General features: G+C 71.2%; 12 protein-coding genes. 5 read left to right on the forward strand and 7 right to left on the reverse strand.

The annotated features are described in order from the left end of the window. Window positions 1-6: 6 nt before the first annotated feature. From ACZ6TV_RS40440 to ACZ6TV_RS40455, 4 genes are all read right to left on the reverse strand, one after another. Window positions 7-822, reverse strand: a complete 816-nt coding sequence (locus ACZ6TV_RS40440) for a carbohydrate ABC transporter permease (protein ID WP_465304188.1) — start codon at window positions 820-822, stop codon at window positions 7-9. Beyond that, the gene (locus ACZ6TV_RS40445; RefSeq protein ID WP_465304190.1) at window positions 819-1,679 is read right to left on the reverse strand and encodes a carbohydrate ABC transporter permease; all 861 of its coding nucleotides are present in this window, start codon (window positions 1,677-1,679) and stop codon (window positions 819-821) included. Before ACZ6TV_RS40445 ends, ACZ6TV_RS40440 begins: the two co-directional genes overlap by 4 nt. Window positions 1,680-1,743: 64 nt before the next feature. Further along, complete coding sequence (locus ACZ6TV_RS40450) at window positions 1,744-3,054, reverse strand: ABC transporter substrate-binding protein (RefSeq protein WP_465304192.1); 1,311 nt, start codon at window positions 3,052-3,054, stop codon at window positions 1,744-1,746. 129 nt (window positions 3,055-3,183) lie between these two features. Next, window positions 3,184-4,215, reverse strand: coding sequence for a LacI family DNA-binding transcriptional regulator (locus ACZ6TV_RS40455; RefSeq protein WP_465304194.1), 1,032 nt, complete (start codon window positions 4,213-4,215; stop codon window positions 3,184-3,186). A gap of 112 nt (window positions 4,216-4,327) precedes the next feature. Between ACZ6TV_RS40455 and ACZ6TV_RS40460 the strand changes: the two genes are divergently transcribed. Further along, window positions 4,328-6,688 carry a glycoside hydrolase family 2 protein gene (locus tag ACZ6TV_RS40460; protein ID WP_465304196.1) on the forward strand — a complete coding sequence of 787 codons (2,361 nt, stop codon included), beginning with the start codon at window positions 4,328-4,330 and terminating at the stop codon, window positions 6,686-6,688. Further along, on the forward strand, window positions 6,685-7,605 hold the full coding sequence (locus ACZ6TV_RS40465; RefSeq protein WP_465304198.1) for an ROK family protein: 921 nt from the start codon (window positions 6,685-6,687) through the stop codon (window positions 7,603-7,605). Before ACZ6TV_RS40460 ends, ACZ6TV_RS40465 begins: the two co-directional genes overlap by 4 nt. Window positions 7,606-7,671: 66 nt before the next feature. Here ACZ6TV_RS40465 and ACZ6TV_RS40470 read toward each other — a convergent pair whose 3' ends face one another. Beyond that, a complete protein-coding gene (locus ACZ6TV_RS40470; RefSeq protein ID WP_465304200.1) occupies window positions 7,672-9,945 on the reverse strand; it encodes a glycosyl hydrolase family 18 protein in 2,274 nt (757 codons plus the stop codon). A 326-nt stretch (window positions 9,946-10,271) separates the two neighbouring features. Between ACZ6TV_RS40470 and ACZ6TV_RS40475 the strand changes: the two genes are divergently transcribed. The 3 genes from ACZ6TV_RS40475 to ACZ6TV_RS40485 all read left to right on the forward strand — a co-directional run bounded on the left by ACZ6TV_RS40475 (window position 10,272) and on the right by ACZ6TV_RS40485 (window position 16,402). Then, window positions 10,272-13,523, forward strand: a complete 3,252-nt coding sequence (locus ACZ6TV_RS40475; protein WP_465304202.1) for a carbohydrate-binding protein — start codon at window positions 10,272-10,274, stop codon at window positions 13,521-13,523. Then, complete coding sequence (locus ACZ6TV_RS40480; protein WP_465304204.1) at window positions 13,520-15,106, forward strand: ThuA domain-containing protein; 1,587 nt, start codon at window positions 13,520-13,522, stop codon at window positions 15,104-15,106. The genes ACZ6TV_RS40475 and ACZ6TV_RS40480 overlap by 4 nt, the downstream gene beginning before the upstream one ends. Before the next feature lie 168 nt (window positions 15,107-15,274). Continuing rightward, a complete protein-coding gene (locus ACZ6TV_RS40485; RefSeq protein WP_465304206.1) occupies window positions 15,275-16,402 on the forward strand; it encodes a cellulose binding domain-containing protein in 1,128 nt (375 codons plus the stop codon). A gap of 7 nt (window positions 16,403-16,409) precedes the next feature. Here the strand turns inward: ACZ6TV_RS40485 and ACZ6TV_RS40490 are convergent, their stop codons facing one another. After that, window positions 16,410-17,144, reverse strand: coding sequence for an aspartate/glutamate racemase family protein (locus ACZ6TV_RS40490; RefSeq protein WP_465304208.1), 735 nt, complete (start codon window positions 17,142-17,144; stop codon window positions 16,410-16,412). 4 nt (window positions 17,145-17,148) lie between these two features. Further along, window positions 17,149-18,687 carry an NCS1 family nucleobase:cation symporter-1 gene (locus tag ACZ6TV_RS40495; protein WP_465304210.1) on the reverse strand — a complete coding sequence of 513 codons (1,539 nt, stop codon included), beginning with the start codon at window positions 18,685-18,687 and terminating at the stop codon, window positions 17,149-17,151. Window positions 18,688-18,736 lie beyond the last annotated feature (49 nt).

Genomic DNA, 18,736 nt, shown 5'->3' on the forward strand with positions numbered 1-18,736 from the left:
GGGAGGTCACTTCGTGGCCCCGGAGGTGAAGCCGTTGTAGATGAACCGCTGCAGGAACAGGAACAGCAGCAGCGTGGGCACGATGACGAGGATCGCGCCGGCGGAGATGGTCTCCCAGTGCGCGCCGAACGGCCCCTTGAAGCGGAACAGCGACGTGGAGATCGTGCCGAGTCCCTCGGACGGCATGTAGAGGAACGGGATGTAGAAGTCGTTGTACACGAAGATGCCCTTGATGATGACGACCGTGGCGATCGCCGGGCGCAGCAGGGGCAGAATGACGCTGCGGTAGATGCGGAACGTGGAGGCGCCGTCCAGGCGCGCGGCCTCGTCGAGGGACACCGGGATGCTCCGCATGAACTGCACGAAGATGTAGATCGCGACGATGTCGGTGCCGAGGTACAGCAGGATCGGCGCCCACCGCGAGTCGAACGCGCCGAGCGAGTCCACCACCTGGAACGTCGTGACCTGGGTGGTGACGCCGGGCACGAGCGTGGCGACCAGGAACGCGCCGACGACGACCTTCTTGAAGCGGAACGTGAAGCGGTCGATGGCGTACGCGGCGAGGGAGCCGATGAGCACGGTCCCGGCGACGGAGACGACGAGGATGACGGCGGTGTTGGCGAACGCGGTCAGCATCTTGCCGTTGGTGAACGCGGTCGCGTAGTTGGACAGGTTGGTCCAGTCGGCGGGCAGGGCGAGGGGGTCGCCGCCGCCGACCATCTCCTGCGGGGTCTTGAGCGAGGTGAGGAACACCGAGACCAGCGGCAGCAGGACGACGACCGACGCGACGACGAGCGACAGATATTTGAGGAACCTGCTCATGTCAGGTCGGTCCTTTCCTCCGGCACCAGGCGCCGCTGCACCCAGGTGACGAGCAGCACGATGAGCAGCAGCACGACGGCGGCGGCCGAGGCGAGCCCGAACTTGTTGAACTGGAAGGCGAGCTTGACGGTCTGGATGACGAAGGTCTTGCTGTCGCCCGCCCCGCCGGTCATGACGAAGGGGATCTCGAACACCGACAGCGACCCGGACACGGCGAGGATGACGCTGAGGCTGAGGATCGGTTTGATGCCGGGCACGACGATGTGGCGGAAGACGTGCCAGCGGTTCGCGCCGTCGAGCTCGGCGGCTTCGTGCAGCTCCGGCGGCACCGCCTGGATCGCGCCCAGGAACAGCACGAAGCTCAGGCCGAGGAAGCGCCACACCGACACCCCGGACAGTGAGACGTTGACCAGGTCGGGGTCGCCGAGCCACAGCTTGTCCGGGTTCGCGCCGACCAGTGCCAGGACCGCGTCGAGCGTGCCGCCGGGACGGAAGAAGTACAGGAACACGAACGACACGGCGACGCCGTTGATGAGATAGGGGAAGAACAGGATCCCCTTGAACAGGTTCCGCAGCCGCAGCTTGAAGCTGAGGATGAACGCGAAGTACAGCGCCAGCGCCGTCTGCAGGAAGGCGGCGAGCAGGTAGTACACGCTGACGAGGAAGACCGAGAACAGCTCGGGACGGGTGAAGAGCTGGACGTAGTTGTCCACGCCGACGAACGCCGGGTCGGGGTCGAGGCCATCCCAGTCGGTGAAGCTGTAGGAGATCATGCTGCCGACGGGGATGTACGTGAAGGCGATCAGCAGCACGAGGGCGGGCAACAGGTAGAGCCAGGGGGTCAGGCGGGTTCTCACGGGGGCGCTCCGTCGGGGGCGAGGGCGCCGCCCGTGCTGGGCGGCGCCTCAACAAAACAGCAGGTCAGCCGAGGGTCTTGGCGGCCTCGGTCCAGCGCTTGCCCAGGTCGGTGAAGATCGCCTTGGCGTCGCCGGGTGCGGCGCCGCGGGCGGTGTCGACGAGCTTCTGCCGGTACTCGGGCTTGCTGATCCCGACCTCGGAGGCGTTGTCGATCTTCGTGAGCTTGGCCGCGTCGGCCTGCGACAGCTCGATGAACTGCACGCCCGCGGCCGTGAACGGCTGCATGGCCGGCGGCAGCGGAGCGCCCTTGACGGCGGAGATCGCCTGGTTGACCGCGGCGCTGTCGGACTTGTCGATGAACCAGTCGAACCAGGCGCGGGCGGCGGCCTTGTTCTTGGAGTGGCTGTTGATCGCGTACTGGTAGTCGGGCGCGACGACGGAGCAGAACTTGCCGCCGACCTGCTTCGGGAACGGCATGTAGCCGATGACCGACGGGTCCTTGCCGGCCTTCTTCGCCGCGTCCTGCATCTGCGCGATCGCCCACGAGCCGAGCCACATCGTGGCGATCTTCCCGGTGGCGATCTGGCCCTTCGAGTCCTCCCAGTTGGTGGTGGTCGGGTCGGCCTCGGACAGCTTGTTCTTCACGATGTCGTAGAGCAGCTGGTCGCCGGTGGCGATGTCCGCGCCGTCGGCCCACGGGTCGGTCTTGACCAGGTTGTCGTTGGCCTTCGGGTCGCAGCTGACCGAGCCGACCACCGACGACCAGGAGCTCAGCGGCCAGCCGTCGTGGTAGTTGGTGTAGTACGGCGTCGCGCCGGTCTTCGTCTTGATCGCCTGCAGCGCGGTGATGAACTCCGCGGGCGTGGTCGGCCAGGTCGTCACGCCGGCCTGGGTCCAGACGTCCTTGTTGTAGACGAAGCCGTTGACGTAGGCGAAGCCGGCCACGCCGTAGACCTTGTCGGCGACCTTGGCCTTGTCCGTGAAGCTGTACTTCGCGCTGAGGTCGGCGGCGGAGCCGAGGGAGGCGAAGTACTTCGGGTAGTCCTCGGTGACCACGGTGTTGGGGATGAGCAGGACGTCACCGTAGTTCTCGGTGTTCATCCGGATCTTGACTTCGCCCTCGTAGTCGGTGACGCCCTCGAACTTGACGGTGACCTTGGGGTACAGCGCCTTGAACTGGTCGGCGTACTTCTGCATGGTGCCGTCGGTGACGAGGTCGGTGCGGTTGGTCAGGACGGTGATCTCGCCGGAGACGGCGCCGGGGTCGGTGGGGGAGACGGCGTCGGCGGACGTCGCGGGATCCGACCCGCCGCACGCGGCGAGCGGCGCGGCGAGGGTGAGGGCAAGCGCGACCGCGAGTGTTCGTCGGTACATGAGGCTTCCTTCGGATGGGGTGTCTAAAGCGTTTTAGTGGGAGCGAACGCAGAATGACACCGTTGTCAGCAGATCCGGAAGACCCCTTTACCAATCCGTTACCGAGACGCGCGCCGGCGCGGACCGGCGTCAGGACGTGCGCGGCGGCGCGGTGCTGCCCCGTGGCGTGAGGTGCGCCGGGGCGCCGTGTGTGCTGGTCACGGCCTCGCCGGCGATCGCCGCGAGCAGCGTGCTGGCGGCCTGCACGCCATACGCGCCGATGTCGCGGGTCAGCGCCGTCAGCGGCGGGTGCAGCAGCCGGCAGATCGGCGAGTCGTCCCAGGCCACGATCGACAGGTCGGCCGGCACGGCGACGCCGAGCTCGCGGGCCGCGGTGAGCCCCGCGACGGCCATCACGTCGTTGTCGTAGAGCAGCGCCGTCGGCGGCCCGCCCCCGACCGCCCGGCCGCCGAGGAGCTTCCGGGTCGCCCTGGCCGCCGCCTCCCCGGTGTAGTCCGCGGGCACGGTCACCGCGTCGGCGATGCCGAGCCGGGCGCAGACGCCGGTGAACGCGGCGGTGCGGATCGCGGTGTGCGCCAGCTGCGGGATGCCGCCGACCCGGGCGATCCGCCGGTGCCCGAGCGCCGCGAGGTATTCCACCGCCTCGACCATCGACTGCTCGTCGTCGCTCCAGACGCTGGTCAGCGTGCCGCTGACGTCGGGCGGGCCGATGACGACCGCGGGCAGGCCCAGCTCCTGCAGGGTGCTGACCCGCGGGTCGCCGACGTGCACGTCGCAGACCAGGACGCCGTCGACGCGGCCCTCGCTGAACCACCGCCGGTAGAAGCCGAGCTCCTCGTCGCGGCCGGGCGCCATCTGCAGCAGCAGCGCGTAGGACTGCCGGGACAGCTCCAGCTCGATGCCGCTGATCAGCTCCATGAAGAACGGCTCGACCCCGAGCGTGCTCGGCGGCCGGCGCAGGGTCAGCCCGACCACCCGGGTCTTGGCCCCGGCCAGGGCGCGGGCGTTGCTGTCGGCGTGGAACTGCAGGCGGTCGGCGACCGCCAGGATGCGCTCCCGGGTGGCCGCGGACACGCCCGGCCGGCCGTTCAGCGCGTAGGACACGGCCCCCTTGGAGACCCCCGCCTCGCGGGCGATGTCGGCGATGGTCGGTCGTTTCACCACGGTCCGCCTTTCTCGGTTCACAGATGCTAGCGGGTCACCGCACGCGTTGACAGGTCGTGACAGCCGCCGTTACCGTCAATCGCTACTTACTCGGTTCACTCCACACGCGATGAGGTTGAGCATGTACCGCGCGCTGCACGACGGCTGGACCCTGTCCGGCGGCGAGTTTGCCCAGGTGCCCGCCACCGTCCCGGGCAGCGTGCACACCGACCTGCTCGCCGCCGGGCTGATCGACGACCCGTATCTCGACGACAACGAGACCCGGCTCGGCTGGATCGGCCGGACGGACTGGACCTACGCGACCGCGTTCGACTGGGCGCCGGACGGGTCCGACCGCGTCGACCTGGTCTTCGACGGCCTCGACACGATCGCCGCCGTCGAGCTCAACGGGACCCTCGTCGGCCGGACCGCCAACATGCACCGCCGGCACCGCTTCGACGTCACCGGGCTGGTGCGCGAGGGCGGCAACACGCTGCGGATCGGGTTCACCGCGCCGTATGCCTACGCCGAGGCGGAGGAGGCGCGGCTCGGCGCCCGGCCCGGACCGTACGACGAGCCGTACCAGTTCATCCGCAAGATGGCCTGCAACTTCGGCTGGGACTGGGGCCCGACGCTGGTCACCGCCGGCATCTGGCGCGCCGCCGGCCTGCACTCGTGGTCCGGCGCCCGGCTCGCCTCCGTCCGCCCGCAGGTCCGCGCCGACGGCGTCGACGTCACCGTCGAGATCGAGCGCGCGTCCGACAGCAGCGCCGTCGCGGTCGCCGCCACGATCGACGGGCACCGCGCCGAGGGCAAGATCGCCGCGGGGGCGAGCACCGCCACGCTGTCGCTCGACGTCGCCGACGCGCGGCTGTGGTGGCCGCTGGGGTACGGGGACCAGCACCGCTACGAGCTCACCGTCACCGCCGCCGACGACGTCTGGTCCCGGATGATCGGCCTGCGCACCGTCGAGCTGGAGACCGACGCCTTCCGGGTCGTCGTCAACGGCACCCCCGTCTTCGTGCGCGGCTTCAACTGGATCCCGGACGACTGTTTCCCCGCCCGTACCACCGCCGCCGACCTCGAGGCGAGATTCGGCCAGGCCATCGGTGCCGGCGCCAACGCCCTGCGGGTGTGGGGCGGCGGCGTCTACGAGTCCGACGACTTCTACGACCTCGCCGACCGGCTCGGCCTGCTCGTCTGGCAGGACTTCCCGTTCGCGTGCGCCGCGTACCCCGACGACCTCGCCGCCGAGGTGGCGGCCGAGGCCCGCGACAACGTGGAACGGCTCATGCCCCACCCGAGCCTGGTGCTGTGGTGCGGCAACAACGAGAACATCGAGGGCCATCAGCACTGGGGCTGGCCGGACGAGCTCGGCGACCTCAGCTGGGGCGCCGCGCTGTATCACGACGTGCTGCCCGGGGTGGTGTCCGAGCTGGACCCGGGCCGCCCGTACTGGCCCGGCAGCCCCTACTCCGGCGCGCCCGACCGGGACGTGCACGACGCGAGCACCGGCACCGTGCACATCTGGACCGTGTGGGGCAGCGACGACTACACCCGCTACGCGGACTACACCCCCAGGTTCGTCGCCGAGTTCGGTTTCCAGGGTCCGCCGGTGTACGCCACGCTGCGGGCCGCCGTGTCGGACGAACCCCTGGCGCCGGACTCGCCGGGCGTGCTGCACCACCAGAAGGCCACCGGCGGCAACGACAAGCTCCTGCGCGGCCTCGGCGCGCACCTCCCGGCCCCGGCCATGTTCGACGACTGGCACTACCTGACGCAGCTCAACCAGGCCCGCGCCGTGTCGTTCGGCGTCCAACGGTTCCGCTCGCTCATGCCGTACTGCATGGGCACGGTCATCTGGCAGCTCAACGACTGCTGGCCGGTGACCTCCTGGGCCGCGGTCGACGGTGCCGGGCGGCGCAAACCGCTGTGGTACGAGCTGCGCCGCGCGTACGCCGACCGCCTCCTCACCTTCCAGGACGGCGGGGTCACCCTGGTCAACGACCACGCGTCCGCATGGACCGGCACGCTGCTGGCGCGCCGGCTGGAGCTGGACGGCACGGAGCTGGCCACCTGGTCGGTCCCCGTCTCGGTGCCGCCGCGGTCGTCCCTGCCGGTCCCGCTGCCCGCCGCCGTCGGGACGCCCGGCGACCCGCGCCGGGAGCTGATCGTCGCCTCCGCGGGGGAGACCCGCGCGATCCGGTGCTTCGAGGAGGACCCGGCGATGGACTACCCGGTCGCCGCCTGCACGGGCACGGTCACCGCGGTCCCGGGCGGCTACGAGGTCACCGTCACGGCGACGACCGTCCTGCGGGAGCTCGCGCTGTTCCCCGACCGCCTCGACCCCGGCGCGTCCGTCGACGACCTCCTCGTGACCCTGCTGCCGGGGGAGACCGCCACGTTCACCGTCACGTCCGCCGCGCTGCCGGATCCGGGCGCGCTGCTCGCCCACCCGGTCCTGCGCTGCGTCAACGAGGCCCGGCCGTGACCGGCTGGGGCCCGCGGGTCCTGGCCCTCGACATCGGCGGCACGAAGTTCGCCGCCGCCGTGATCACCGGCGACGGCACCGTCCTGCACCGGGTGGAGGCCCCGCTCGCCGGCCGCCACCCGACCGAGGTCCTGCACCACGTCGTGTCCACCCTCGAGTCCCCCTTGGAGGGCGCCGTCGACGCCGTCGGCGTCGGCACCGCCGGCCCGCTCGACCGCGCGCTCGGCACCGTCAGCCCCGTCAACATCCCCGACTGGCGGGACTTCCCGCTGACCGGCACCCTGTCCGGCCGGCTGCCGGGCATCCCCGTCACGATGGCCGGCGACGCCCAGTGCGTCGCCCTCGGCGAATGGTGGCGCGGCACGGCCGGCGGCTCACTCCTCGGCATCGTCGTGTCCACCGGCATCGGCGGCGGTCTCGTCATCGACGGCCGCCCCTGGCTCGGCGCCACCGGCAACGCCGGCCACATCGGCCACATCACCGTCGACCCGCACGGCGAACCCTGCCCGTGCGGCGCCGTCGGCTGCGTCGAGACCATCGCCAGCGGCCCCGCCATGACCCGCTGGGCCCTCACCAACGGCTGGCGCCCGGCCCTGCCCCCGGACGCCCGGGCACTCGCCGCCGACGCGAAGGCAGGCGACCCGGTCGCGCTCGCCGCGTTCGACCGCGCCGCCGATGCCCTCGCCACCGCCCTGCTGACCACGGCGGCGCTCTGCGACATCGACCGCGTGGTCGTGGGCGGCGGGGTGGCGGCCGCGGGCGACGTGCTGCTCGACCCGATCCGCAGGTCCCTCGCCGACCGCGGCGGCATGGCGTTCCTGCGCCGGCTCCGGGTCGAGGCCAGCACCCTGGGCCGCGACGGCGGCCTCTACGGCGCCGCCGCCCTGGCCCTCGGCACCCTCGCCGTCCCCGCCTGACCCTCATGGCCCGCAAGACGCCGGGCAGCCGTGGCCGCCCGGCGTCGCCGGATCACGCGGCCGCGGTCAGAGACCGGTGTTGAGGGCGGTCATCAGGGTGCCCGAGGTGGTGTCGCCGGACATCTCCCAGATCATGCCGCCGAGCAGGTTCTGCTGCTTGAGCCAGGCGGTCTTCTGGGCGATCGACCAGGTGTCGTCGAAGGTCCACCACTGACCGCCGTTGCCGGTGAAGCAGGACGTGGCGATCGACTGGACGTCGTGGTACACGGTGCAGCCCGGCACCATGGCGAGCAGGTTGGCGTAGCCGCGGGTCCCCGCCTCCTCGGCGAACTGGCCGGGTGCGGCGCCGGTCGCCGGCTGCCACTCGCCGTTGGTGGTGCCGGCGGTGACGCCCTGCCAGCCCCGGCCGTAGAAGGCGAACCCCACGGTGAGCTGGCGCGGGTTGACGCCGGCCGAGGTGTACGCGGCGACGGCGTTCTGCACGCTGAAGGTGAAGGAGTAGGGGTCCTGCGCGTCGCCGTACAGGTTGCCCTGGTGGCCGGTCCGGTTCGGCTCCCACGAGTTGTCGCTGCCGGCGCCGTGGAAGTCGTAGCCCTGCACGTTGGCGAAGTCCAGGGAGTCGAAGACGCTCGGCGTGCCGTCGTTGCGGGTGATGTCCCAGCCGGCCGCGATCTTCGCCGGGTCGGCCGGGGTGAAGGCGGTCAGCAGGTACCGCTTGCCGCCCAGCGCGTCCAGCTGCTTGCGGAACTCGGCCAGGAGCAGGGTGTTGTTCGCCTTGTCCGCGGCGCTCCAGTGGTTGCCGGGGTGCCCCTCGGCGCCGGGCCACTCCCAGTCGAGGTCGATGCCGTCGAAGATGCCGGCCGCGGAGCCGGGACCGCCCGCGCCGTTGTACGTCGGCAGGTTGCCCTTGATGTACATGTCGATGCAGGAGCGGACCAGCTTCTCCCGCGAGGCGGGGGTGGCGGCCGCGTCGGAGAAGTACTTCGAGTACGTCCAGCCGCCCAGCGAGATGAGCACCTTCAGGTTGGGGTACTTCGCCTTGAGCTTGCGCAGCTGGTTGTAGTTGCCGCGCAGGGTCTCCCAGCCGGTGTCGGCGACGCCGTCGACGGACTGGGCGGCGCTGAACGGGCGGCCGTAGTCGGCGTCCGCGTCGCCGGCGCCGGTGCCCTGGTCGGGGTCCTGCGGGTTCTGCGTGGTGCCGCGGGTGACGCCCTGCAGGCAGGTGAGGTTGACCGGGTCGAGGTTCGCGAACGCGTAGTTGAGGTGGGTGAGCTTGGCCGCGGCGCCGGACGTGTCGAGGTTCTTCACGAAGTACTGCCGGCCGTAGATGCCCCACTGCACGAAGTAGCCGACCTTCGCGTAGTTGCCGGCGCCGACGGCGTCGTCGGTGGTGACGGTGACGGGCGCCGAGGCGGGCGAGGTGTTGTCGTACGTGTCCCGCGCCCGCACCGTGAACGTGTACGCGGTCAGCGGCGCGAGCCCGGCGACGGTGGCCGACAGGCCGGTGGACGTCGCCACGAGCGTCGAGCCGCGGTAGACGTCGTAGCCGGCGATGCCGCTCGCGTCGGTGACCGCGTTCCAGGCGAGGGTCACGCTCACCGCGCTGCGGGCGGTGCTGCGCAGGTTCCCCGGCGCCGGTGGCGCGGTGGTGTCGTTGGCGGGGTTGAGCGTGGTGGCGCTGACCGGGGCGCTGTCGGCGGAGACGTTGCCGCGGGTGTCCTTCGCCCGCACGGTGAAGCTGTACGCGGTGTTCGGGGCCAGCCCGGTGACGGTCGCCGTGCTGGCGGTGACCGACGCCGCCAGCACGTCGCCGCGGTACACGTCGTAGCCCGCGACCGGGAAGTCGGTCGCCGCCGGCGCGGTCCACGCGAGGGACACGGTCTTCGTGGTGCGGCCGGTCACCGCCACCCCCGACGGCGCGTTCGGGGCGCGGTCCGCGCTGCCGTCGCACTTGTTGCCGTTGATGCGGCAGTTCAGCGGTTCGGTGTTGGTGCCGGTGGCGATGAACCAGAAACTGTAGGGCTCGGTGTTCCCGCCGGCCGCCACGGTCCCGTTGTAGTGCGCGTTCACGACAGTCACGTGGTTGCCGGTCCGGGTGACGGTGCCGTTGTACCCGGTGCCGACGGTGAGCCCGGCGGGCACGTCGAACTCCAGGGTCCAACCGGTGACGGGGGCGCTCGTCGGATTGCTGACCACGTACTTGTCGACCCAGTACGTGCCGTAGTTCGCGGCGGAGTAGGCGGCGGTGAGGCCGGGGGCGGCGGCCTGCGCGGTGCCGGGGATGGCGACCGCGGCGGAGACGGTGAGCAGTGCGGCGGCGAAGAGCCTGGTGGGGTGCACTCGTGCCTCCTTTTAGGAAAGTTTCCTAATAGTCCATGCGGCACCAGGACAAAGTCAAGGACGTCGATCGATGGGCCGAATCTCCGGCGTGAGCAAAAGTCTGTCCAAATCCTGCGAGACTTGAGTCGGTTTCTTGCATCGATCGAGCTGAGTTAGTAACGTCGGCTCACCAACCATCGCGACGCGTGGATGTGTGGGGCTTCGGCGGCCCGCGCACCGCCGCCGGCCGCGCTCAAGACCGTCAGCCGTCCGGCGCCCGCCAGCGCCGGCGGCGCAGCGTGCCCGGCATCGCGTGACCCGACCCGTCCCGGGAAGGACACCCGCCGATGCACCGAAGGACCCGACTCGCCACGGCGGCGCTGCTCATGTGCGGCGCCGCCGTCGCACTGCCGGCGCCCGCCCAGGCGCACACCACCATCAACCCCGCCCTCTTCCAGCAGGTCGAGCTCGCCAAGGGCATCAACGAGCTCGGCGAGCCGATGTCCATCGCGGTGCTGCCGGACCGGTCCGTGCTGCACACCGCGCGCAACGGGACGCTGCGCCGCACCGACGCCGCCGGGACCACCACGGTGATCGGTTCGCTGCCCGTCTACACCCACGACGAGGAGGGCCTCCAGGGGGTCGCCGCCGACCCGGGCTTCGCCACCAACCGGCAGATCTACCTGTACTACGCGCCGCCGCTGAACACCCCCGGCGGCGACGCGCCCGCGACCGGCAGCGACTGGACCGCGTGGAAGGGCGTCAACCGGCTGTCCCGCTTCACCCTCAACACCGACAACACGCTCAACACCGCCAGCGAGCGCACCGTCCTGGAGGTCGGCACCGACCGCGGCATGTGCTGCCACGTCGGCGGCGACATCGACTTCGACGCCGCCGGCAACCTGTACCTGAGCACCGGCGACGACTCCAACCCGTTCGACTCCGCCGGCTACGCGCCGATCGACGAGCGCACCGACCGCAACCCCGCCTACGACGCGCAGCGCTCCGCGGCCAACACCAACGACCTGCGCGGCAAGATCCTGCGCATCAAGGTCAACGCCGACGGGTCGTACGGCATCCCGAGCGGGAACCTGTTCCCGCAGGGCACCGCGAACACCCGCCCCGAGATCTACGCGATGGGCCTGCGCAACCCCTTCCGGATGAGCGTCGACAAGCCCACCGGCGCCGTCTACGTCGGTGACTACGGCCCGGACGCCGGCACCACCGACCCCAACCGGGGGCCGTCCGGGCAGGTCGAGTTCGACCGGATCACGGCACCGGGCAACTACGGCTGGCCGTACTGCACCGGCACCAACACCGCGTCGGAGACCTACAACGAGTGGAACTTCGCGTCCAACAGCACCGGGCCGAAGTACAACTGCGCGGGCGGGCCCACGAACAACTCGTTCCGCAACACCGGGCAGGGCACGCTGCCGGCCGCGAAACCCGCCTGGATCCGCTACGCCGGTGACGCCGGCAGCCCGCCCGAGTTCGGCAGCGGCTCCGAGTCGCCGATGGCCGGGCCGGTGTACCGCTACGACGCCGCGAACCCCTCGGCGGTCAAGTTCCCCGCGGACCTCGACGGGCACTTCTTCGCCGGCGAGTTCGGCCGCCGCTGGATCAAGGCGATCGACGTCAACGGCGACGGCTCACCCGGCGCCATCGCCAACTTCCCGTGGACCGGCATGCAGATCATGGACCAGGCGTTCGGGCCCGACGGCGCCCTGTACGTCCTGGACTACGGCGCCGGGTTCGGCAACGGCGACGCCAACTCCGCCCTGTACCGCATCGAGTACACCGGCGGCGGCAACCGGGCACCCGTCGCGGTCGCCGGCGCCAACCCCACGTCCGGTCCCGCGCCGCTGACGGTGAACTTCAGCTCGGCCGGCAGCAACGACCCCGAGGGCCAGGCCATCACCTACGCGTGGGCGTTCGGCGACGGCACCACCTCCACCGCCGCCAACCCGGCGAAGACCTACACGACGGCCGGCACGTACACGGCCACCCTCACCGTCCGCGACCCGCAGGGCGCGACCGGCAGCGCCAGCGTGCGGATCTCCGTGGGCAACACCGTGCCCACCGTCCGGATCGTCAGTCCCGCGAACGGTTCCCTGGTCTCGTTCGGCGACACCGTGCCCTACCAGATCACGGTCACCGACCCGGAGGACGGCACGATCGACTGCGGGCGGGTCCGGATGACGTACATCCTCGGCCACGACACCCACGGTCACCAGATCACGTCCCGGACCGGCTGCTCCGGCTCGATCACCATCCCGCTGGACGGTGAGCACGACGCGGCCGCGAACATCTTCGCCGTGTTCGACGCCGAGTACACCGACAACGGCGGCCTCACCACCCACACCCAGCACACCCTCCAGCCGCGGCACCGCCAGGCCGAGCACTTCGCGACCCAGCAGGGTGTGCAGACGTTCGACAAGGCCGGCGCCGAGGGCGGCAAGACCGTCGGGCAGATCGAGAACGGCGACTGGATCGCGTTCAGCCCGTACCGGCTGAACAACGCCACCTCGTTCACCGCCCGGGTCTCCTCCGGCGGGGCGGGCGGCACCCTGTCGCTGCGGACCGGCTCGCCGACCGGCACCCTCGTCGGCTCCACCACCGTCCCCGCGACCGGCAGCTGGGACACGTTCGTCAACGTCACCGGCACCGTCTCCGGCGCGCCCGCCACCACCGGCCAGCTGTACCTCGTCTTCACCGGCGGCGCCGGCGCCCTGTTCGACGTGGACGCGTTCACGATCGACACCGGCACCACCCAGCCCCCGACCGGCCGGGTCGAGGCCGAGTCGTACACCTCGCAGAGCGGCGTCCAGGTGGTCGCCGACGGCACCGCGCACGGCGGGAACCGCGTCGGCTACATCGACGGCGGCGACTGGGTTGGTTATGCGGGGGTGAACGTCTCCGGCAAGACCGGCTTCACGGCGCGGGTCGCGTCGGGTGGCAGTGGCGGCACCATCCAGATCCGGTCGGGTTCGCAGACGGGGCCGTTGCTGGGTTCGGTGAACGTCGGTAACACCGGTGGCTACGGCACGTTCGTGGACGTCTCGACCACGTTGTCGGCGGGGTCGGGTGCGTTGTTCCTGGTGTTCGTCGGTACCGGCGCGGGCGGGCTGTTCGACGTGGACGACTTCGCGCTGACCGGTGGTACGACGCCGCCGGCGACGAACCTGGCGTTGAACAAGACGGCGACCGCCGACAGCCAGTGCGCGGCGACGGAGGGTGCGGCGAAGGCCGTCAACGGGACCGTCAACGGCGGCAACGCCGACAAGTGGTGCTCCCTCGGCGCGTCGAAATGGTGGCGGGTCGACCTCGGCGGCGTGTCCAATGTCGGCCGGGTCGTGATCCGGCACGCCGGCGCCGGCGGGGAGAACGCCGCGTTCAACACCCGCGACTTCGACGTGCAGACCAGCGTCGACGGCACCACCTGGACGACCGTGTCCCAGGTGCGCGGCAACACCGGCAACGTCACCACCTCCACGTTCACCGCCACCGGCGTCCGCCACGTGCGGATCAACGTCATCGCACCCACCAGCAACGCCGACACCGCCGCCCGTCTCTACGAGGTAGAGGTCTACGCATCATGAGAAAGCTTCTCCCGCTCGTCGCCGTCACGGCCCTGCTGACCGCCGGTGCCGCCGTGCCCGCCTACGCCGACACCGCCTTCGACGTGCTCGTCTTCTCCAAGACGGCCGGCTTCCGGCACGACTCGATCCCCGCCGGCATCACCGCCGTCCAGCAGCTCGGCGCCGCCAACGGCTTCACCGTCACCGCCACCGAGGACGCAGGAGCGTTCACGACCGCGAACCTCGCCCAGTACGAGGCCGTCGTCTTCCTCAGCACCACCGGCGACGTCCTCAACGCGACCCAGCAGACCGCGTTCGAGTCCTACATCCGCGGCGGCGGCGGATACGTCGGCGTGCACGCCGCCGCCGACACCGAGTACGACTGGCCGTTCTACGGCGACCTCGTCGGCGCCTGGTTCTCGTCGCACCCGGCGATCCAGCAGGCGACGATGAAGATCGAGGACCGCACCCACCCGGCGACCGCGCACCTCGGCGCCACCTGGGTCCGCACCGACGAGCTGTACAACTACCGCACCAACCCCCGCTCCACCGCACACGTCCTCGCCACCCTCGACGAGACCACGTACAGCGGCGGCACGATGGGCACGGACCACCCGTTCGCGTGGTGCAAGACGATCCAGAGCGGCCGGTCGTTCTACACCGGCGCCGGCCACACGCAGGAGTCCTATTCGGACAGTGCGTTCCGCGCCCACCTGCTCGGCGGGATCCGCTACGCCGGCGGGAAAGCGGCCGCCGACTGCAGCCCCGGCACCACGCAGCCCCCGGCGGGCCGGGTCGAGGCCGAGTCGTACAGCAGCCAGAACGGCGTCCAGATCGTCGGCGACGGCGCGGCCCACGGCGGGAACCGCGTCGGCTACATCGACGGCGGCGACTGGGTCGGTTATGCGGGCGTCAACGTCTCCGGCAAGACCGGCTTCACGGCGCGGGTCGCGTCCGGCGGCGCGGGCGGCACCATCCAGATCCGGTCGGGTTCGCAGACCGGTCCGTTGCTGGGTTCGGTGAACGTCGGTAACACCGGTGGCTACGGCACGTTCGTGGACGTCTCGACCACGTTGTCGGCGGGGTCGGGTGCGTTGTTCCTGGTGTTCGTCGGTACCGGCGCGGGCGGGCTGTTCGACGTGGACGACTTCGCGCTGACCGGTGGTACGACGCCGCCGGCGACGAACCTGGCGTTGAACAAGACTGCCACCGCCGACAGCCAGTGCGCGGCGACGGAGGGTGCGGCGAAGGCCGTCAACGGGACCGTCAACGGCGGCAACGCCGACAAGTGGTGCTCCCTCGGCGCGTCGAAATGGTGGCGGGTCGACCTCGGCGGCGTGTCGAGCGTCGGCCGGGTCGTGATCCGGCACGCCGGCGCCGGCGGGGAGAACGCCGCGTTCAACACCCGCGACTTCGACGTGCAGACCAGCGTCGACGGCACCACCTGGACGACCGTGTCCCAGGTACGCGGCAACACGGCCAACGTCACCACCACGACGTTCGGCCCGGCCGGAATCCGCCACCTGCGGGTCAACGTCATCACCCCGACGAACAACACCGACACCGCCGCCCGCCTCTACGAGGTCGAGGCGTACGCCTCCTGACCACCCGTCCGCCGGACCGGCCTCACGTCAGGTGGGGTCGGTCCCGGCGGTGCGCAGGCGGCGCGCGCCGTGTAGGTTTCACGCCCGTCGATCCCGGGACCTGCGGCGGCGGTCCCGGGTCTCCGCACGGCATTGAGCGGTGTCGAAGGGCGCTGCTGTACTGCGCGGATGCGGACCCTCCTCGCGCTCCTCACCGCCGCCGTCGTCGGCGCGGCCACGCTTCTGACGCTGCCGGCCGGTCCCGCCGCCGCGGCCGCGGTGCGCATCATGCCCCTCGGCGACTCGATCACCGGCAACCCGGGCTGCTGGCGGGCGCTGCTGTGGAACGACCTGCAGGCGGGCGGGCACACCAACATCGACTTCGTCGGCACCCAGGCGCCGCAGGGCTGCGGGGTGGCGTACGACGGCGACGGCGAGGGCCACGGCGGCGCGCTCGTCACCGCGGTCGCCGACCAGAACCAGCTGCCCGCCTGGCTGTCGGCGACCAGGCCCGACGTCGTCCTCATGCACTTCGGCACGAACGACGTGTGGAGCAACCGGTCCACCGACACGATCCTCGCCGCGTACGGCAAGCTCGTCGACCAGATGCGCGCGAGCAACCCCGCCATGCGGGTCCTGGTCGCGCAGATCATCCCGATGAACCCGGCCAGCTGCACCGAGTGCGCCGCCCGGGTGGTCGCCCTCAACGCGGCCATCCCGGCCTGGGCGGCGGGCAAGACGACCGCCGCGTCGCCGGTCACGGTCGTCGACCAGTGGACGGGCTTCAGCACCGCCGCGGACACCGGCGACGGCGTGCACCCCAACGGCTCCGGCGACCGCAAGATGGCGGACCGCTGGCTGCCAGCCGTGATCCGCGCCCTCGACGGCGTCCAGCCCTCCGCGTCCCCGTCCCGCTCGGTGTCGCCGTCCCCGTCGCGCTCGGTGTCGCCGTCGCCGTCCCGGTCGGTGTCGCCGTCCCCGTCCCGGTCGGTGCTCCCGTCCGACAGCGTCCCGCCGATCCCGGGCTGCGCCGCCACGTACGCGGTGGTCGGCCAGTGGCCCGGCGGCTTCCAGGGCGAGGTCACCGTCCGCAACGGCGGCTCGTCGCCGATCGCCGGGTGGACCGCGCGCTACACGTACACCGGCGGCGAACAGGTCACGCAGGCCTGGGGCGCGACCGTCACGCAGACGGGTGCCGCCGTCACCGCCGTCAACGCCGCCTGGAACGGCGCGCTCGCTCCCGGCGCCACCGCCACGTTCGGCTTCATCGGCTCCGGTACCCCCGGCGCCCCACCCGTGACCTGCACCTCGCGCTGACCGGGCGTCACGCCGAGGTGAACCCGGAGGTGAACGCGGCGAGCGCGCCGGTGTACCGCTTCGGCGGCGGCGGCGCGTACTCGCCGCGCTTCGACGTGCGCAGGCCGAGCGTGACGAGGGACTGCACGAGCACGGTCGCGGCGGCGACACCGTCGACGACCGGGACGCCGACCCGCTCGGCGACCACGGACGGCAGGTCGGCCATCCCGGCGCAGCCCAGCACGATGACGTCGGAGCGGTCGGTGGCGAGGGCGGTGCGGGCGAGGGCGGTGACCCGGTCGGCGACGGACGGGTCCCGGTCGAGCTCCAGGACCGGGATGTCGCAGGCGTGCACCCCGCGGCAGACGCCCGGGGCGACGTACCGGCCGGCGAGCTCCCACGCCCGGCCGCGGGTGCGGTCGAGGGTGGTGACGACGCTGAACCCCCGGCCGAGCAGCGCGGCGGCGTGCATGGCGGCCTCGGCGATCCCGACGACCGGGCCGCCGGCGACCTCGCGGGCGGCGTCCAGGCCCGGGTCGCCGAAGCAGGCGATGACGTACCCGTCGGCGTCGTGGTCACGGATCGCGGTGAGGATGCCGGGGACGCTCAGCGCCTCGTCGTAGTGGCTCTCGATGGAGGCCGGGCCCATGCTCGACGTGACCGCCTCGACGCGGGTGCCCGGACCGGCGACGGCCCGGGCACCCGACTCGATCTTCGCGGTCATCTCCGCCGTGGTGTTCGGGTTGACGACCAGGATCCGCATGGCGTCAGGCGGCCCGGCCGCGCTTCGACAGGGCGTAGTGGACGGCGAACCCGAGGGCCATGCCGATGAACCAGCTGTACTGCGCGGTGGTGTGCATGCCCGGCCCGCCGGTCCACAGCACCGGCACGACCGCGACGACCGCGCCGACGGCGGTGGCGACGATCGCCGGCGGGTTGTAGCCCCGCTTGTAGAAGTACCGCCCCGACGGCGCCATCGTGAACATCTCGTCGACGTCGACGACCTGCCTGCGGATCAGGTAGTAGTCGGCGATGAGCACCCCGAAGAGCGGGCCGATCGCCGCGCCGAGGACCTCGAGCGTGTAGTGGATGACGTCGGGGTTGTTGTACAGGTTCCACGGCGTGATGAGCACCGACCCGACCGCGGCGATCATGCCGCCCATCCGCCAGCTGATCCGCTGCGGGCTGACGTTGGAGAAGTCGAACGCCGGTGAGATGAAGTTCGCCACGATGTTGATGCCGATGGTGGCGATCGTGAACGTCAGCGCGCCGAGCACGATCGCGAACGTGCTGTCGATCTTCGCGACCGTCTGGACCGGGTCGGTGATGAGCTCCCCGAAGATCGGGATCGTCAGCGACGACGTGACGACGACCAGGATCGAGAACGCCAGGAAGTTCACCGGCAGCCCGAGGAAGTTGCCCTTCTTGACGGCGCCGAAGGACCGCCCGTACCGGGAGAAGTCCCCGAAGTTGAGCATCGGCCCGGAGAAGTACGACACGACCAGCGCGATCGCCCCGAGCATGACCGGCACCGCGTCGAACCCGGTGTACTTGACCTCGCCGAGGTTCAGGTCGATCTCGCCCCAGCCGGCCTTCCAGATGAGGTACCCGGCGAGGACGATCATCACGACGTACACGGCGGGACCGCAGAAGTCGATGAACCTGCGGATCGTCTCCATGCCGGTCCAGAACACCGCCGCCTGCAGCACCCACAGCAGCGCGTAGGAGCACCAGCCGAGCAGCGGCAGCCCGAGGAAGCCCCACTGGTTCACGTCCGCGTACGGCGCGAGACCCGGGAACAGCTTCAGCACCACCACGTCGAGCGCGGCGGAGGCCAGGTACGTCTGGATGCCGTACCAGGCGACCGCGATACCGCCGCGGATGATCGCCGGCACGTTGGCGCCCAGCACCCCGAACGCCACCCGGTTGATCACCGGGTAGGGCACGCCCGTCACCTGGCTCGGCTTCGCGACCAGGTTGCAGAAGAAGTAGACGATCGTGATGCCGACGACCAGCGACACGAGGACCTGCCAGCTGGACAGGCCGAGCGCGAAGAGGCTGCCGGCCGTCACGTACCCGCCGACGCTGTGCACGTCGGACATCCAGAACGCGAAGATGTTGTAGGAGCCCCACGACTGCTGCCGCAGCGGGGCGAGATCCTCGTTGGTGAGCCGCGGGTCGTAGCCGGGTTTGACGACGCCGGAGCCGACCGGCATGCCGGCGGCCTCGACCAGATCCTGCGGCCCGTCCGGTGCCGCTCCTGCGGTGCTGACGGAATCCTGCGCGCGTGCGACTGTGTCGGCCATCCCCAACTCCCTGGGTAGTGCGGCTCGTTGCCGCTCACGCTAGGAAGCC

This window comes from Dactylosporangium sp. NPDC051087 (assembly GCF_055586325.1).

Coding starts and splice junctions, on each gene's coding strand:
- ACZ6TV_RS40440 (WP_465304188.1), bottom strand. CDS start 822: ATGAGCAGGTTCCTCAAATATCTGTCGCTCGTCGTCGCGTCGGTCGTC.
- ACZ6TV_RS40450 (WP_465304192.1), bottom strand. CDS start 3,054: ATGTACCGACGAACACTCGCGGTCGCGCTTGCCCTCACCCTCGCCGCG.
- ACZ6TV_RS40460 (WP_465304196.1), top strand. CDS start 4,328: ATGAGGTTGAGCATGTACCGCGCGCTGCACGACGGCTGGACCCTGTCC.
- ACZ6TV_RS40475 (WP_465304202.1), top strand. CDS start 10,272: ATGCACCGAAGGACCCGACTCGCCACGGCGGCGCTGCTCATGTGCGGC.
- ACZ6TV_RS40480 (WP_465304204.1), top strand. CDS start 13,520: ATGAGAAAGCTTCTCCCGCTCGTCGCCGTCACGGCCCTGCTGACCGCC.
- ACZ6TV_RS40485 (WP_465304206.1), top strand. CDS start 15,275: ATGCGGACCCTCCTCGCGCTCCTCACCGCCGCCGTCGTCGGCGCGGCC.
- ACZ6TV_RS40490 (WP_465304208.1), bottom strand. CDS start 17,144: ATGCGGATCCTGGTCGTCAACCCGAACACCACGGCGGAGATGACCGCG.
- ACZ6TV_RS40495 (WP_465304210.1), bottom strand. CDS start 18,687: ATGGCCGACACAGTCGCACGCGCGCAGGATTCCGTCAGCACCGCAGGA.